Genomic DNA, 17,852 nt, shown 5'->3' on the forward strand with positions numbered 1-17,852 from the left:
AACTAACAATTATTTTTTAATTACAAAAGTCTTATATTAATATTGATTAAATTCAATTCATGAAAAAGTATTACATTTGAGAAACGACATATAAAAGTAAAATGAGATATCATCAGTCGGGAAATATTCCCCAAAAAAGACATACGATTTTCAAATCTCCTGAAGATAAATTTTACTATGAACAGCTTTTCGGAACCGAAGGTTTTCATGGAATTTCTTCTTTATTATACCATATTCACCGTCCTACGCAAATCAAATCCATAGGTGAAGCCAAAGATGTGACGCCCAAAATTGCTGTTGCTAAAAATGTAACACCAAGAATGTTCAAGGGAATGAATGTAATGCCTGAAGATGATTTTTTGGACAGCAGAAAATTTCTGATGGTCAACAATGACCTGAAAATGGGGCTTTCCAAACCCCGGAAATCAACGGATTATTTTTACAAAAACGCAGAATGCGATGAGCTTTTATTTGTTCATAATGGAAGCGGAATACTTAAAACTTTTGTTGGCAACCTGGAATTTTCTGTAGGAGATTATCTAATTATCCCGAGAGGAACGATTTACCAGGTAGAACTTAACTCTGAAGATACGGTATTCTTCGTATTGGAAAGCCACTCCCCTATCTACACCCCGAAAAGATACAGAAATGAGTTTGGCCAGCTGCTGGAACATTCTCCGTTTTGTGAAAGAGATATCGTTGCTCCCACTTTCGTGGAACCGAAAGACGAAAAAGGAGAATTTTTAATTAAAGTAAAAAAGGAAAATCAGATCACGGATTTTATTTACGCTACCCATCCTTTCGACGTCGTAGGCTGGGACGGCTATTTTTATCCTTATAAATTTAATATCAAGAATTTTGAACCGATTACGGGAAGAATTCACCAGCCACCTCCGGTACACCAGAATTTTGAAGGCCATAACTTTGTAGTTTGTTCATTCTGTGCAAGAATGTATGATTATCATCCAATGGCTATTCCTGCTCCGTATAATCATTCAAATATTGATTCTGATGAAGTACTGTTCTATACGGAAGGAGATTTCATGAGCAGGAATCATATTGATCTTATGGACTTTACCCTTCATCCGGGAGGAATTGTTCACGGCCCGCATCCCGGAGCAATGGAAAGAAGCATCGGAAAAAAATTCACTGAAGAATATGCTGTGATGGTAGATCCTTTCCGACCGCTGAAAATTACGGAGGAAGCTCTGAAAGTGGAAGATCCATCCTACAAAACGTCATGGCTTGAAGAAGAAGATAAAACTCTGGAAGACCGTTCTCAGGAATAATAAGCATTTCATAAAAATATAATAGGACCGAATTTGTAATGATTCGGTCTTTTTTATTTAACATAATTGATAGAATATGATAAAAATCTGGCAAATTTTGGGCTCTATAAAAACAATATCAATTATCTTTAAGTCAGAGAAAATTTATAAAAAAATCAATATGTACAATTATATCAGTGCAGAGGAAGCTATTTATACCATCAAAAGCGGAAACCGCGTTTTTTTTCATGGAAGTGCATGTACCCCGAATTACCTGATCGATGAACTGGCAAGACAATCCCACAGATTGGAAAATGTGGAAATGGTTTCCATAACCCAGCAGGGAAATGTTGAGATTGCCAAACCTCAGTATAAAGATAAATTTTTTGTGAATTCATTATTTGTTTCTTCACCGGTGAGAGACGCTGTCAACTCAGACAGAGGAGATTTTGTTCCTGTCTTTTTAAGTGAAATCCCGATTCTTTTCAGAAAAAATATTCTTCCGCTTGACGTTGCTTTAATAACGGTTTCACCACCGGACAAACACGGTTTTTGTACTTTGGGAACTTCGGTAGACGTCGCCAGAGCAGCAGTAGACACTGCAAAAATCATTGTAGCAATTGTAAACCCTTTAATGCCGAGAACCCACGGCGACGGGATGATCCACATCAGCAAAATCACCAAATTGGTGTGGCATGAAGAAGAACTTCCAACCGTTGATTACGGTTCGAAAGTGGGTCCGGAAGAAATGGAAGTCGGGAAAAATGTAGCCCAGCTTATTGATGACCGCTCTACCCTACAAATGGGAATCGGAACAATTCCTGACGCCGTTTTGAAATGCCTTCATAATCACAAAGATTTAGGCGTTCACACCGAAATGCTGAGCGATGGTGTTATCGATCTTATTCAGAATGATGTCATCAACAATAAATATAAAGGATATAACGACAATAAAACCATTACCAGCTTCTGTTTCGGAACCAGAAAGCTGTATGATTACGTAGATGACAATACGGTTTTTTCTTTTGATGATGTAAGTACGGTAAACTTCCCGATCAATATCATGAGAAATAAAAAAATGGTGGCCATTAATTCGGCCATTGAAATTGACCTTACCGGACAGGTGTGTGCAGATTCCATCGGGACCATGCAGTACAGCGGAATCGGAGGCCAGATGGATTTTATGAGAGGCGCCGCATTAAGTGAAGACGGAAAACCGATCATTGCCATCACTTCAAGAACAAAGAAAGGAGTATCCCGAATCGTTCCTTATCTGAAACCTGGCGCCGGAGTGGTAACGACAAGAGGACATATTCACTGGGTGGTTACAGAATACGGAACTGCGTATTTATATGGTAAAAATTTAAAGCAAAGAGCTCAGGAGCTCATCAGCATTGCGCATCCCGATGACCGGGAAATGCTGGAAAGAGCTGCTTATGAAAGGTTCAAACATTAGCAATTATTAATTTCTAAATTGATGTCAGGAATTTTCATTACGCTTTCAGAGGATTACCTAACGTTTGTTTGTTAATATTTTTCGTATTAGTCAGAAATTCGTAATTTGCGTCCTATAAATATAAAAGTAAAAATAGAAATATGTCAACACTTACATTTGCCGAAAAAATTGCTCAAGCAGAGAATTTTTTACCGATTAACGGTACAGATTACATTGAGTTCTATGTAGGAAATGCAAAACAGGCTGCGCATTATTATAAAACCGCTTTCGGTTTCCAGTCTGTAGCATACGCCGGTCCTGAAACCGGTGTAAGAGATCGTGCTTCATACGTTCTTCAGCAGGGAAAAATCAGATTGGTGCTTACCACAGGATTAAAATCTGATTCCCCGATTAACGAACACGTGAAAAAACATGGTGACGGGGTAAAAATTTTGGCACTTTGGGTGGATGACGCTTACAAAGCATTCGAAGAAACAACCAAAAGAGGCGGTAAACCTTATCTGGAGCCAGTAACCTTAACCGATGAAAACGGTGAAGTGAAAATGTCCGGAATCTACACGTATGGAGAAACCGTACACATGTTCATCGAAAGAAAAAATTATACAGGTCCTTTCATGCCCGGTTATGAAAAATGGGAAAGTGCTTACAATCCTGAAGAAGCAGGTTTGCTTTACGTTGACCACTGCGTAGGAAATGTAGACTGGAACAGAATGATCCCAACCGTAGAATGGTACGAAAAAGTAATGGGATTTGTAAATATCCTTTCTTTTGATGACAAGCAAATCAACACAGAATATTCTGCCCTGATGTCTAAAGTAATGTCAAACGGAAACGGATACGCAAAATTCCCGATCAACGAACCCGCTGAAGGGAAAAAGAAATCCCAGGTAGAAGAATATCTTGATTTTTATGAAGGAGAAGGAGTACAGCATATTGCCGTAGCAACAAAAGATATCATCCATACCGTAACAGAATTGAAGAAACGTGGCGTTGAATTCCTTTCTGCTCCACCGGAAGCTTATTACGATATGGTTCCTGAAAGAGTGGGACATATTGATGAAGATCTTAAGAAACTTCAGGAGTTAGGCATCCTTATTGATCATGATGAAGAAGGGTATTTATTGCAGATCTTTACAAAACCTGTGGAAGACCGCCCTACTCTTTTCTTTGAAATCATTGAAAGACACGGTGCACAAAGCTTCGGAGCTGGAAACTTTAAAGCATTGTTCGAAGCATTGGAAAGAGAACAGGAAAGAAGAGGAAATCTTTAATTTTAATAACAATATAAAGTTTTGTCAGGATCAAGAGTCTTGACAAAACTTTTTTATAAGCACATCATTATGAGGAAAACATTATTAGCAATTCTATTTGCAGGAGCAATAGGTACTGTAAAAGCGCAGTACGGAACCATGGATCAGATTCTTACCCGGCTTGAAGAAAGATCGGGTGTCAACCAAAATCTGGAGTCCGTGAATATTGACGATAAAAAATTTGTTTTCATCAAAGATGAGGCAGACCACACGGAAAGGGATTTTATTATTATCAAGGGAAATAAAGCAACCTATGTAGAAATATTTGATGATAAGGCAACCGGGAAGAGTACTTCCAATGTTTTCTCTGGAGATATCATCAGAAAGAAAAACATTATCTCTCTTAGAGCAGACATGCTCGAAAATAAGAAAGTTCCTATTCCGCTTACCAAAACATTACTTTTAACCAAGCAGGACAATATCTTGTACCTGATTGATGTCAACACCAAAACCAGATGGATTGACGAAGCAGCTCTTTCAGCTAACAAATCAAAAAATAAATCGAAAAAATAAATATTTGAAATTTGAATAAGGTAAAGCTGAAACTCAGAACCCAATTCAAATATTTTAATTAAAAATTGCAACGGGTTTGATAGAATCCACCTAAACTCTAAATTATGAAATCATTTGTAGAATATTCATCAGATTCAGATTTTTCAATACATAATATTCCGTTCGGTGTAGCGGTTTTCAACAAAGAATATATTGGCTGCTGCACAAGAATCGGAGATCAGGTCATTGACTTGGCAACGCTTTATGATTACGGATATTTTGAAGAAATTGAAGGTCTGATCGACAATATATTTGAAGCCTATACTTTAAACGAATTTATTGAATTGGGGAAACCAATAACCAATGCGGTTCGTCAAAAAATTCAGGAGTTGCTGCAGGAAGATTCCATTTTGTCTAAAGACGAAAAAACGATTGAAGAAGCGTTCTATGATTTGGATAAAGTAAAAATGATGATGCCTGTACACATCCCGAATTATACCGATTTCTACAGCAGCATTGAGCATGCAACCAATGTTGGTAAAATGTTCAGAGATCCTGCCAATGCTTTATTGCCCAACTGGAAACATCTTCCTGTAGGATATCACGGAAGAGCATCTTCAATTGTTGTATCCGGAACAGAAATCAACCGTCCTAAAGGACAAACGAAGCCTGCCGATGTTGAAAAGCCTGTTTTCGGGCCTTCCAAACAGCTTGATTTTGAACTTGAAATGGCATTCATCATCAATAAAAATACGGAAATGGGAGAAAGTATTTCTACCCGGGAAGCAGAGGATGCTATTTTCGGAATGGTAATTTTCAACGACTGGTCGGCGAGAGACATCCAGTCATGGGAATATGTTCCATTAGGACCATTTTTGGCTAAAAATTTCGGATCTTCGGTTTCTCCGTGGGTTGTTACGCTTGAAGCATTGGAGCCTTTCAGAACTGCTTCTCCAAAACAGGATCCTGAAGTACTGGAATATTTACAATTTGAAGGCGATAAAAATTATGATATCAACCTCGAAGTCTACATTCAGCCTGAAAACGGAGAACAAAATCTCATCTGTGAAAGTAATTACAAACACATGTACTGGAACATGACGCAGCAATTGGCGCATCATACGGTAAACGGATGTAATGTTGAGGTGGGCGATATGTACGCCAGCGGAACCATTTCAGGAAGTGATCCGAAATCTTTCGGGTCTATGCTCGAACTGACATGGAGAGGCCAGAATCCTATCACTTTAAGCAACGGCGAAGAAAGAAAATTCATCAATGATAATGATACCGTAACGATGAAGGCCTGGGCTGAGAAAGACGGCGTAAGAGTGGGCTTTGGTGAAGTTTCAGGTAAAATTATTCCTGCTAAATAATTGTAAATTTAAACAAATCATAAAGATGCTTCGACTTCGCTCAGCATGACACCGCTACAAAATGCTCTTAAAACGTAATGTTTATCAAGGAAGTATTAGAAATGTCATGCTGAGCTTGTCGAAGCATCTCTTTTAAGTATATACTTTTAGTATTAAGCAAACATGAAAACACTTATTCCATCCGAAATAACATCTGTACAGCTGCAGACCGTAATGCAGACGGCCATTTCGCCACGTCCGATTGCGCTGGCTTCAACGGTTGATGCAAACGGCAATAGCAATTTATCACCGTTCAGCTTTTTTAATATGTTCAGCACCGTCCCTCCGATTCTGATTTTTTCTCCCTCGAGAAGAGTGCGTGATAATACCACAAAACATACACTGGAAAATATTCTGCAGGTTCCTGAAGTTGTGATCGGGACCGTAAATTTCCCAATCGTTCAGCAGATTTCATTAGCCTCCACCGAATATGGTGATGGTGTGAATGAATTTATTAAAGCCGGACTGACGATGAAAGACGCCGATCTTATTCAGCCTAAATTAATTGAAGAATGTCCCGTGAATTTTGAATGTAAAGTTCTGGAAGTAAAACCGTTGGGAGATCAGGGTGGCGCAGGGAATCTTGTCATTTGTGAAGTACAGAAAATTCATATCAGGGAAGAATATCTGAATGAGGAGGGAAATCTTGATCAGGCAAAGCTTGATATGGTAGCACGTTTAGGAAGCAACTGGTATTCACGAAATAACGAAAATAATCTTTTTGAAGTTCCCAAACCATTGGTAACCAAAGGAATCGGGTTTGATCTTCTTCCTGATGAAATTAAGTTAAGTAAAATATTTACTGGAAATGATCTAGGAATGCTGGCTAATGTAGAAATTTTGCCGGAAGGGGATTATCATAGTGATGAAGAGATACACAAAAATGCACAAAAACTGTTGTTGGAAAACAAAATTGATGATGCGTGGAGGCATTTAATTAAATAAAAAAAGGAGTGAAAATTTTCACTCCTTTCTTATACTCTAAAAGTTTAGTAGCAACACTGGCCTTGACTTTCAGTACCATAATTTGTACAAGGTGGGGCAATGCATCTTCCGGATCCGTCACTTAAATAGTTAGCATAACAGATACCGGAACAAGTTGTTACCGGTCCTCCTCCCACAATATGTCTTTGGGATTCTCTGCTTAGCTTCTGTCCATTTTTTAATTTTGAATTTTTCATAATAATTTGATGTATTGGTTTTATAAGTCACTAATTTATGAAAAAAACCAAATAAAATATTAAATACATTAAATTTTAACATATTCACTATATTTTTCACATTTTATTCGAGATAAAATCAATACACTTTGAAACAGCATCATTCAGATAGAATGGGAGTTTATCATTTTCCCACGGTTCTTTTGCACCAAAAGTATGGTCTGCATTTTCAATTAAGTACAGTTCGGAATTCGGATGTAAAATATGGAGGTGTTCTGCATTTTTTACATTGACGCTTTCATCATGTGTTCCGTGAATAATAAGAAAATGCGCTTTAGCCATTTCGGTTGCTCGTTCCACATCAAAACGGTGTATATCCTTTTCATAATCTTCATAAAACTGGTAATAATGAGGCATTTCCTGTTTCGTTCGGCCATTCGTAACAAAATAAACACCTGACTTTTTCCACTGCTCAAAAGCTTCGTTTTTTGGAAAACGGTCCAGAGAATCTACACTTGCCAAAGTGATCAGTCCATTGATTCTTTCATCTTCATAGGTTTTAAGAATGGAAATCCCTCCTCCTCTGCTATGCCCGATTAAAATGATTTTCTGCTCATCAACATTATCATATGTACTGAAATAATCGATGACAACGCCAAGGTCGGAAAGTTCTTTTGAATAATTATTGTTTCCGAAAGCTTCGAGATCAGCGAAATTATGAGGATCATCAATAGTAGTTCCGTTGTGTGAAAAATTAAACTTCACGAAGAAAAAACCTGCTTCTGCAAATTTTTCTGCCATTAAGTTCCATGCTCCCCAGTCTTTATATCCTTTATAGCCATGAACAAAAACAACCAACGGAAGTTTTTCTATGTTTTCAGGATAAAATATATCCGCAAGAAAATTTTTGGTTTCGGGATTTGAAATAATAATATTCTGCTTTTTTATGACCTTCATTTTATTCTCTTTAATTCTTACAGATCATGTGGATTATTTTAATTAAAAAAGTGACACATTAGCTTGAGTTTGCAAAAGCAAATTTACTTTTAGATCTGATTACATTTAATTTCACTTAAAAATAGTACAAATAGAAATAAACACAAAGTAAAAATCTTATTTTTGCGGTATGTTGGATTTAAGAACGGTCACCGTCATGCGTTATATTCTGCCCCTTCGGGAAGGAGGTTCCCTTCCTGCTTTGGCAGAAGCGGATGATGATTTCAAATATGTTTTAAAATTCCGTGGTGCAGGTCATGGAGTTAAAATGTTGATATCAGAACTTTTAGGTGGAAAAATTACAGAAGCGTTGGGGTTACAAATTCCTGAGCTGGTTTTTGTAAATCTTGATGTGGATTTCGGGAGAACGGAAGCGGATGAAGAAATTCAGGATTTGCTAAAATTTTCAGAAGGACTGAATCTAGGACTGCATTATCTTTCCGAATCTATCGCCTATGATCCTAGTGTCAAGATTGATCCGTTGCTGGCTTCAAAAATTGTCTGGCTGGACGCTTTCATCACCAATATCGACCGTACTTTCAGGAATACGAATCTTCTGATGTGGCATAAAGAATTGTGGGTGATTGACAACGGCGCGTCCTTTTACTTCCACCATTCGTGGCAGAATTTTGATGCTGCTGCAAAAACACCTTTCAAATACGTCAAAGATCACGTTCTTCTGCCTCAGGCAACAAAACTGGATGAAGCAGACCAGTTCGCGAAAAAAGTTTTAAATGAAAATATTTTCCGCGACATGGTAAAGCTCATTCCGGAAGACTGGCTTCATTGGAACGACGCCGATGAAAGCCCTGAAGAAATCCGTGAAATTTATTTTAATTTCCTGAAAACACGACTGGAACATTCTGAAATCTTTTTAAACGAAGCCAAAAATGCAAGAGGATAAAATTTACGAATACGCCGTTATACGCTTGGTTCCCAAGGTTGAAAGAGAAGAATTTTTCAACATCGGACTGATTATGTTTTCAAAAAAGGAAAAATATATCAGGGTTGGTTATCATCTGTGTCAGGATAAATTCAGGTTAATGCGAAGCAAGCTTGATTATGATGACGTTGTCCAAAATCTTAAAAGTTTCCAGAAAATTGCAGACGGAGATCAGGACGGCGGACCGATTGCACAGTTGGATATTCCGGAGCGCTTCCGGTGGCTGACAGCGGTAAGGAGTTCTGTGGTACAGACTTCAAGACCTCATCCTGGTAAATCGAAAGATCTTGAGCAGACTTTTGAAAAGCTTTTTGAGGAACTCGTTCTTTAAGCTCTGCTAAAAAATACCGTTTTGGTAAAGTTTTTGAGGGGTTTGAAAACGAGTAACTCAGCAATAATAGATTCTATGAACTTTTCCACGAACCATACATTATTCAGCAGGTTTATGATCAACCTGCTTATTGTTTTCTCCTTAAGTATTTACCAAATCAGTTATGCCCAGGATCTGCCGGAAACAAAAATTCCTCCCAGCACATTGCTCCCGGAAAAGACACTTTTCTCCCCAAATATTATTTATAAAACAAATAGCCAGGGAACACCGGTTTCATTAGATATATACAGGCCCAAAACTAGTACATCCGGAAAATTGCCTGTAGTGATATATGTACACGGCGGAGCCTGGGCAAAAGGAGATAAGATCGTAAGGGCTAATAATTACATTGAAAGTTTCATATTAAAACTGGTAGAAAAAAATTTCGCAGTCATCAGCATTGAATATACATTAGTAAGTGACAAAATACACTTCCCAATACCTATTGAAGACACTAAAGATGCGGTACGATGGATAAGAAAAAATGCGGAAAAGTATCATTTTGATGAAAATAATATAGGATTTTTCGGAGTTTCATCCGGAGCACATCTGTCGCTGCTTGCCGCATATACGGATGACAGCGAATATACCGGAAGCCAGGAACTTTCAGCATATTCCGCGAAGGTGAATTATGTGGTAGATAATTTTGGCCCGACGGATCTGAATAAACTTCTCCATACAAGATTGGGAAAAGCTCCGGTGGCGGTAGTCGGACTTTTCTTTAAACCGATTGTAGAAATCCGGGAAAAGCTTGTGTACGGAATTTCGGGCTACGATATTAATAAAGAAAAAAGAAAAGCGATTGATTATCTTGAAACCGTTTCTCCAGTAAATGATACTGAAAACGGCGTTCCCACATTAATTTTGCATGGAAATAAAGACAAAGTTGCTCCTTTAAAACATTCTAAAAAGCTCATGCGAAAACTCAACAAATTTAATATAGAAAACCAGCTGATAGTTGTAGAAGACGGAATACATGGATTTGGGAACACCGATAAAGCTTACTTGGATCAGCTTACTGATGATATGCTGAACTTTGTCATGAAGCATCAAAAATAATTTTCAGATTTAATTTTAACTAATGTGGTATTCCTTCATCCAAAGTCTGAATGCAAAACCATGTAAGATGAAATTAAAACCTTTACTTATTATTTATACCTGTTTCTCCTTGATCGCCTGTAGCCAGAACGATTCTGAAATTGAAAATGCACCAACTGAAAATCCCACATCCACAGAAGCCATGTATTTCCCTCCTTCCGGAAGCGATATTTGGGAGACCAAATCTATTTCTTCATTAGGGTGGCATCAGGATAAAGTTCAGGATTTGCTGAATTACCTTCAGCAGAAAAATTCCAAAAGCTTTATGATTCTTCAAAACGGCAGAATTGTCATGGAACATTATTTTTCGGGACACACAGCTTCCACACCCTGGTATTGGGCTAGTGCCGGAAAAACGTTAACCTCAACCGTTACCGGAATTGCCGAGCAGGAAGGCTTCATCAATATCAACAATAAAGTTTCAGCATACATTGGAACCGGCTGGACGAGTGCTCCTTTAGCCAAAGAAAATCTCATTACCTGCAGAAACCTGTTGACCATGACTTCCGGGCTGGATGACAGTCTGGGAGATAATGTGAGTCCGGCCAATTTACAATATAAGGCTGATGCTGGAACACGATGGGCCTATCACAATGTGTATGTTAAACTTCAGGATGTTGTTGCAGCTGCTACAGGGCAAACATGGACACAATATTTTAATACAAAACTACGAGACAAAATCGGGATGACGGGAAGCTGGATTCAAAGCGGCGACAACAGCGTGTACTGGAGCACCACCAGAAGCATGGCACGTTTCGGATTAATGGCTTTAAATAATGGGAATTGGAATGGCAACCAAATCGTTAATCCTGCGTATTTTCAAAATGCGGTCAATTCTTCCCAAAATATCAATTTAGCGTACGGATATCTTTGGTGGCTCAACGGAAAATCGAGCTATCATCTTCCGCAGACCCAATTTCAGTTTAACGGCAAACTGATTCCAAGTGCTCCGAATGATATGTTTTGTGCTTTGGGAAAAAACGACCAGAAAATTTATGTGGTTCCAAGCAAAAAACTGGTCATCATCAGAATGGGCGATGCCGCGGATAATGTAAATCTTGCTTTGTCTGATTTTGATGATGTGTTATGGCAAAAAATCAATGTGTTGATTGATTAAAAACCGAACGCTGAATATGCGATAAATGTTTTACTGTTTACCCATATTTAGTTCATAAAAAAGCTTTGCCGAATACATTTTTGCAAAGCTTTTATCTAATTTTCTGAATTTAAAAACGTCTACTTTTTCAGTTTTTCTATTCTTTTGATTTCATTCAATAGTAAAGGAAAAGCAGGTAGTGCCATCCCGCCATGATCAAATCCCTGAAGTTCATATAAAGTAGTGTCTTTATGGCCTTTCAGCTTCATCATACGTGCCATGTACGCATTTTCTTCGTATCTGCCTAACAGCTCTTTTTCCCGGTCACCGGTTATGAGGATCAAAGGAGGAGCATCTGCCCTGATGAAATGCAGGGGTGCGTATTCATCAATTCTTGCATCCAGTTCATCAATTCCTCTTTCTTTTCTTGTGGTAAAATGTGAGATCATTTGTCCGCTGAAAGGAACGATTGCAGCAAGTTTATTGGCATCGATTCCATATTTGTTAAGGTACATTTTATTTAACCCAACCATAATTGCCAGATAACCTCCGGCTGAATGTCCGGAAATAAAAATCTTATTTTCATCACCTCCGTATTTTTTAATATTATTGAAAACCCACGCAGTGGCCGCTGCTGCATCTTCGATATATTTCGGGGCGTTTACCTTTGGTGAAAGCCTGTAATTAACACCAATCACGGCAATGCCTTTATTTTTTAATGCCTCAGGAATTTCTTTTTCTCCACCTGTAATTCCTCCGCCATGAAACCAGATCACCGTGGGAAAGTTTTTAACTTTTGCAGGAATATATACATCCAGAACACATCTCTCGTTGATATAAGCATCAGAGGCATTTGTTTTATTATCGTAATAATGAATATTGTTTTCGGTACGGTATTCCTGCGAAAAAAACGGTATTGAAAACAGGGTGAGCATTAAAAATATCAGAATCCTTTTCATTGTAAACTTTTTATTGGTTTAAAGATACAAATTGAAGTTCAGTTATATAAAAAATGAACCCGGAAATATCCGGATTCATGGTTAATTCAGCAAAAAATGTATTTAAAAATTAAAATTAAGCCTTGTAAATACAAACCTTCCGTTTTGCCCAAACTGTGAGGTGGAACGTGAATATACAAATTGATCATTATTACTGGATGCGGGAAGATTTCTGGTCGGATAAATATCAAGCAGATTATTCACCCCTGCCGTAAGTCCGATATTCTTGGTAAACTGGTACGCTACGGAAACATCGGTAATGATTTTGTCGGTAATTTCCTGATGTTCATTAGGAGAAACAATTCCATCTCCGTTGGCATCGATAATATCCGGACTTGTCACTTTACCGAAATAGGTATTTCTAAGATAGAAAATGGCATTTCCCCACGTAAGCTGATTAGACAAACTTGCTTTCACTCTCGGAACGGCTTCTTCCAGATAAACTCTTGAAGCTTCGGAAAAATAGATATTGTCTAGACCGGCCGACTGCAATGCACCTGATGAGTGGATGTTGCCTACTTTTTTTGTCCGGTTAAGGTTGATCGCGAAATTATTATCCAGTTTGAGACCGGAGAATTTTGCGTTGTGGCTTATTACCACATCCAGTCCTTTTGTTTCGGTATCTATGGCATTCGTAAAAAGCTGTACGGCATTTACACCCGCCGCATCAAACGCAGCCTGTGCCTGGGAAGGGACAGCCGCTCTTGTGAACTGTCCGGTAAGAACAATTCTGTCGTCAATTCTGGTAAAATATCCGTCTGCCGTAAAGCTCAGATTTGCAGCAGGTATTCTATACGTGAATCCTACACTTGCAGATTTTGAGGTTTCCTGTTTCAGACCAGGAATTCCCAATAAATTGGCAACTTTGGAATCGTTACTGAAAGTTCCCACTTCCAGAAGCTGTCCATTCGTAAACAATGTAGAAGTTACATTATAATAAATCTGATGAATAGAGGGCGCCCTGAATCCTGTAGAACCTGCAAACCTGAAATTCAGGTTTTGATCTACTTTGATCCTGGAAGCCAGCTTATAGTTGAATGTAGATCCGAAATCCGAATAATTTTCATACCGTACCGCAGCATCAGCCAAAAGCCAATCGGTAAAGTTGAATTCAACATCTGCATATCCGGCAACCGCCTGACGGTTTTTATTGACTGCGTTTTCCGGCCTGAATCCACTGAATACCTGAGATCCTCCCGGAAGTGCCGCTCCAAAAAAATCGGTAGGGCGAGTCGTATTTCCGTTCCATAAATTACCGGAAACATCGTAAGTGGCGTAAGAGGCTTCTTCTCCCGCTGTTATTTTAAAGTTTTCATAACGGTGTTCCGCACCGAAAGCAATATTGATTCCGCTCCATACATCATATTTTTTTGAAAAATCAAGATTGATGGTATTTTGGGAAAACCTCAGTCCTCCTGCATCAAACTCATTCGGAGAATTAAATCGTAAAGAAGTGTTTCCCGTATTTTTGATATCATAATTAAATGAATTTTGTCCAAACGTATTGCTAAAATCAACATTCCAGCCTTTCCAGTTTCCTTTGATTCCTGCCGAAAGAGAAAGATCCTGAATATCCGTTCCAATCTGCGGCAGATATCCGTTCGGGTATAATCCTGTAAAGGTTCTGCTCTGGTTGGGTCTTCTGTAAAAACCTCCGGATGTACCGTGCCTGAAGCTGTAACCGCCAAAAGTATACAACTTCCAGTTGTCATTCAACGGAACTTCAATATTGGCGAAAAGCTGGTGGTTATTCAGTTTCGATTGTCCTACCTGCATATTGAAATCTTTTCTGGTCATTCCGCGATAAGCCAACTCCTGATCGGTTACATTGGCACCCAAAAGCCCCTGTAATGCAGAAATTGTAGTTGCCGACTGAATCTGATTCTGAAAAGCCTGGGAAAAATAGTTTACATCCTGCGCATACTGGTGAATCGTATTAATAATCTGCTGTGAGTTTGCCGAATTATTGATGTTGTTGAACAGTGAAGAAAGATTGACACCGTTATTTAAAGCACGCTGTTCAATCGCATTGTAGGCATTGAAAATGGCTCCGCTTTCCGTTCCCGCTCTGAAAGTAGGATTTCTGAACTGTGACGTCCAGGTAATATTATAAAAACCTCCTCTTTTCCCGATTTTATTTCCGTAATTAAGGTCAATCTGAATATTCTGCCCATCAAAATCTCCGGTATGATCGTTTGCAGCAGGCGTAAGATTTCCGCCGTAGCTTAACTGTCCTGTCAGCTTTCCGGTATCTCTTTTTAGCCCTAAGTTAATCACCCCGGCAATCGCATCGGAACCATATTGTGCGGAAGCACCATCCCTTAAGACTTCAATCCTGCTGATGGCAAAAGACGGAATGGCATTAAGGTCGGTTCCTACGGTTCCTCTTCCCGGTGATCCGTTAACATTTACGAGTGCTGAAGTATGTCTTCTTTTTCCGTTTACCAGAACCAAAACCTGATCCGGACCAAGACCTCTCAACTGTGCAGGGTCCAAATGATCGGTTCCGTCTGCATTGGTCTGTATGGTTGATGTGAATGACGGCGCGATAGCATTAAGAATTTGTCCTATATTGGTCTGCGGTAAAATAACCGAAGATTCTTTAATATTAAACACATCCACCGGAACAGGACTGTCCGTTTTTGATCTCGCTCCGCTTCTGGAACCCAGGATCACAACTTCTTCTACATTATTTGTTTTTAGCGTATCTTTTTCCTGTGCGTAGGTAAATGTTCCCAGGAAAAATAATACTGAAGCTGAAAAAATAGCTTTTTTATTCTTCATACATTGCTCTTTTAATTATTTGAAGCAGCAAATGTAAAGCATATTTATTAGTCCACAAAATTTATAGACTAATAAAATACAGAAATTTAAATCGCCGTTTTTTGTTTTTAAATCTTTGTTAATTTAGCATATTTCAGGATGAGATTCTTTTCACCTTCATGTTGAAAGATCACTTTTGCCTTGATATTCTGAGGATCGGTACCGTCGAGGAAAGTCACTTCACCGATTCCGAACCGGTCGTGTCTCACCTTGTCTCCCACTTCGATATCCTGTGAAGAAGCTCCGCTCGGGTTGATAATTTTTGCCGTGCTTACCGGTTTTAGCTTACGGGGTTCAGCAATTGGTTTTGAATTGTCACTTCTTTCAATGCTTTTCTTTTCAACTTTTTTAAAGCTTCTCATCTCGGACGGATGCTCGTCGAAAATATTAGATTTTACTCCTGAGTTATTGATAAAACGTTTTTCAATGGCCGGATTTACAAATTCCAGATAAATATCATCAATTTCACTCAGGAATCTTGAAGGTTCCGCATCAGTAATTTTCCCCCACTGGAAACGGGAAATAGCATACGAGAAAAATGCCTGCTTTTCGGCTCTTGTTAAGGCAACATAGAACAGACGTCTTTCTTCTTCAAGATCTTCTCTTGTAGACGAACTCATAAAGCTTGGGAACAGGTTTTCTTCCAGACCCACCAGGTGAACCACCGGAAATTCCAGTCCTTTTGAAAGGTGAATGGTCATTAAAGAAACCATATCTTCTTCATTATTTTTATCCTGGGTATCTGCAGAAAGGGCAATATTTTCAAGGAAATTCGGTAAACTCGGATCTCCGTCTTCCAGCTGCATCTGTTCTTCAATAAATCCCTGCATAGAGTTCATCAATTCCTGAACGTTTTCTACGCGGGAAATTCCTTCCGGAGTCTGATCGTCTTTTAAAAACTTAATCAGCCCGCTTCTTTTGGCCACTTCCATCGCTACACTGTAAGCGGTTTCCGTTTTCAACAATACCTGAAATGCTTTGATCATGGACCAGAAATCACTGAGCTTATTCAAAACGCCATTGTTAAAGCCTAAATGTGGTGAATACATTGGAAGATTGTCTAATACTTTCGATACCGAAACATTCTGCGCATCGGCAAAGACAACCAACTTGTTCTGAGTGGTTTCACCGATTCCTCTTGCAGGATAGTTGATGATCCTCATCAATGCTTCCGAATCGTTTTCGTTTACCAATAAACGAAGATAAGCAATAAGGTCTTTTACTTCTTTCCTTTGATAGAATGACAGACCTCCATATACTTTATAAGGAATATTTTTACGTCTTAATGCATCTTCAAATGCCCTTGTCTGGGAATTGGTACGGTATAATATGGCAAAATCGCTGTATTTTCTCTGTTCTCGGTTCCTGGTTTCCCAGATATTTCCGGCCACAAAATTCGCTTCATCGGCATCGGAAAGAGAACGATAAATTTTAATTTTATCTCCTTCTTCATTTTCACTGAAAACATTCTTTTTGAACTGCTGAAGGTTTTTTGCAATGACTACATTGGCAGCATTTACAATATTCTGTGTAGAACGGTAATTCTGCTCCAGGGAAACCGTTACGGCATCCGGATAATCTTTTTTAAAGTTTAAGATATTATAGATATTTGCGCCACGAAATGAATAAATAGACTGCGCATCGTCTCCTACCACGCAGATATTTTCAAATTTTGAAGCCAGTGCTTTTACAATAAGATACTGCGAATGATTCGTGTCCTGATACTCATCCACTAGAATATACCTGAATCGGTCCTGATATTTGGCAAGCACTTCCGGAAAACGTGTAAGCAGCTCATTGGTCTTCAGCAGCAAATCATCAAAATCCATAGATCCGTTCTTGAAGCACTGTTCAACATAGCGCTGATAAATCTGCCCGATGAATTTCATGTTGGCCTTCTCATCCGCTTCAATAAGCTCGGGATTGGCATAATAAGCCTTTACGGTAATCAGATTATTTTTATAGGTAGAAATTCTTGCCTGAACTTTTTTGGGTTTATACAAATCGGCATCAATATTCATATCTTTCAATACTTTTTTGATGACATTCAGGGCATCCTGCTGATCATAAATGGTAAAATTGGAAGGATATCCCAGATAGTGCGCTTCGTTTCTCAGGATTCTTGCAAAAACCGAGTGAAAAGTTCCCATCCAGAGACTTCTTGCATTGCTTTGCCCCACTACTTTGGCAATACGTTCCTTCATTTCTTTTGCTGCCTTGTTGGTAAAGGTTAAAGCTAAAATATTAAAAGGATCTACTCCATTTGTAATGAGGTGCGCAATACGCATCGTAAGTACACGGGTCTTCCCTGAACCCGCGCCCGCGAGAACCATTAGCGGTCCATTTAATGTGGTAACGGCTTCAAATTGTGATTCATTCAGTCCTTTCAGATAATCCTCCATGCTTGCAAAAAATTTTGGGAACACAAAA

15 protein-coding genes are annotated in these 17,852 nt (G+C 38.8%); 10 read left to right on the plus strand and 5 right to left on the minus strand.

Annotated elements, in window-relative coordinates; translation table 11 throughout:
• Positions 1-101: 101 nt before the first annotated feature.
• The 6 genes from BUA76_RS17010 to BUA76_RS17035 all read left to right on the plus strand — a co-directional run bounded on the left by BUA76_RS17010 (position 102) and on the right by BUA76_RS17035 (position 6,883).
• The gene (locus tag BUA76_RS17010; RefSeq protein ID WP_072885980.1) at positions 102-1,289 is read left to right on the plus strand and encodes a homogentisate 1,2-dioxygenase; all 1,188 of its coding nucleotides are present in this window, start codon (positions 102-104) and stop codon (positions 1,287-1,289) included.
• Between the two features lie 160 nt (positions 1,290-1,449).
• Complete coding sequence (locus tag BUA76_RS17015; RefSeq protein WP_072886039.1) at positions 1,450-2,724, plus strand: acetyl-CoA hydrolase/transferase family protein; 1,275 nt, start codon at positions 1,450-1,452, stop codon at positions 2,722-2,724.
• 140 nt (positions 2,725-2,864) lie between these two features.
• Positions 2,865-3,995, plus strand: a complete 1,131-nt coding sequence (hppD, locus tag BUA76_RS17020; protein WP_072885981.1) for a 4-hydroxyphenylpyruvate dioxygenase — start codon at positions 2,865-2,867, stop codon at positions 3,993-3,995.
• Positions 3,996-4,064: 69 nt separating this feature from the next.
• Entirely contained in the window at positions 4,065-4,547 is a 483-nt protein-coding gene (locus BUA76_RS17025) for a hypothetical protein (RefSeq protein ID WP_072885982.1), read from the plus strand.
• 104 nt (positions 4,548-4,651) lie between these two features.
• On the plus strand, positions 4,652-5,899 hold the full coding sequence (gene fahA / locus BUA76_RS17030) for a fumarylacetoacetase (RefSeq protein ID WP_072885983.1): 1,248 nt from the start codon (positions 4,652-4,654) through the stop codon (positions 5,897-5,899).
• A 162-nt stretch (positions 5,900-6,061) separates the two neighbouring features.
• Positions 6,062-6,883 (plus strand): flavin reductase family protein, encoded by an 822-nt coding sequence (locus tag BUA76_RS17035; protein WP_072885984.1) that lies wholly within the window; start codon positions 6,062-6,064, stop codon positions 6,881-6,883.
• A gap of 44 nt (positions 6,884-6,927) precedes the next feature.
• On the opposite strand, the gene BUA76_RS19125 is transcribed toward BUA76_RS17035, so the two are convergent.
• The gene (locus tag BUA76_RS19125; protein ID WP_143149938.1) at positions 6,928-7,119 is read right to left on the minus strand and encodes a hypothetical protein; all 192 of its coding nucleotides are present in this window, start codon (positions 7,117-7,119) and stop codon (positions 6,928-6,930) included.
• 96 nt (positions 7,120-7,215) lie between these two features.
• Positions 7,216-8,055, minus strand: coding sequence for an alpha/beta hydrolase family protein (locus BUA76_RS17040; RefSeq protein WP_072885985.1), 840 nt, complete (start codon positions 8,053-8,055; stop codon positions 7,216-7,218).
• Positions 8,056-8,224: 169 nt separating this feature from the next.
• Between BUA76_RS17040 and BUA76_RS17045 the strand changes: the two genes are divergently transcribed.
• The 4 genes from BUA76_RS17045 (at position 8,225) to BUA76_RS17060 (ending at position 11,622) form a co-directional block, all read left to right on the plus strand.
• Positions 8,225-8,998: a HipA family kinase gene (locus tag BUA76_RS17045; protein WP_072885986.1), complete on the plus strand. Its 774-nt coding sequence runs from the start codon at positions 8,225-8,227 to the stop codon at positions 8,996-8,998.
• Positions 8,985-9,368, plus strand: coding sequence for a DUF3037 domain-containing protein (locus BUA76_RS17050; RefSeq protein WP_072885987.1), 384 nt, complete (start codon positions 8,985-8,987; stop codon positions 9,366-9,368). Before BUA76_RS17045 ends, BUA76_RS17050 begins: the two co-directional genes overlap by 14 nt.
• 75 nt (positions 9,369-9,443) lie before the next feature.
• Positions 9,444-10,466: an alpha/beta hydrolase gene (locus BUA76_RS17055; protein WP_072885988.1), complete on the plus strand. Its 1,023-nt coding sequence runs from the start codon at positions 9,444-9,446 to the stop codon at positions 10,464-10,466.
• A gap of 67 nt (positions 10,467-10,533) precedes the next feature.
• A complete protein-coding gene (locus BUA76_RS17060; RefSeq protein ID WP_072886040.1) occupies positions 10,534-11,622 on the plus strand; it encodes a serine hydrolase domain-containing protein in 1,089 nt (362 codons plus the stop codon).
• 119 nt (positions 11,623-11,741) lie between these two features.
• On the opposite strand, the gene BUA76_RS17065 is transcribed toward BUA76_RS17060, so the two are convergent.
• The 3 genes from BUA76_RS17065 to BUA76_RS17075 all read right to left on the minus strand — a co-directional run bounded on the left by BUA76_RS17065 (position 11,742) and on the right by BUA76_RS17075 (position 17,824).
• Positions 11,742-12,560, minus strand: coding sequence for an alpha/beta hydrolase (locus tag BUA76_RS17065; protein ID WP_072885989.1), 819 nt, complete (start codon positions 12,558-12,560; stop codon positions 11,742-11,744).
• Between the two features lie 102 nt (positions 12,561-12,662).
• Positions 12,663-15,383, minus strand: a complete 2,721-nt coding sequence (locus BUA76_RS17070) for a TonB-dependent receptor plug domain-containing protein (protein ID WP_072885990.1) — start codon at positions 15,381-15,383, stop codon at positions 12,663-12,665.
• A 107-nt stretch (positions 15,384-15,490) separates the two neighbouring features.
• Positions 15,491-17,824 (minus strand): ATP-dependent helicase, encoded by a 2,334-nt coding sequence (locus BUA76_RS17075; RefSeq protein WP_072885991.1) that lies wholly within the window; start codon positions 17,822-17,824, stop codon positions 15,491-15,493.
• Between the last annotated feature and the right edge of the window lie 28 nt (positions 17,825-17,852).

It is taken from the genome of Chryseobacterium takakiae, assembly GCF_900129385.1.
GTDB classification, from domain to species: Bacteria; Bacteroidota; Bacteroidia; order Flavobacteriales; family Weeksellaceae; genus Chryseobacterium; species Chryseobacterium takakiae.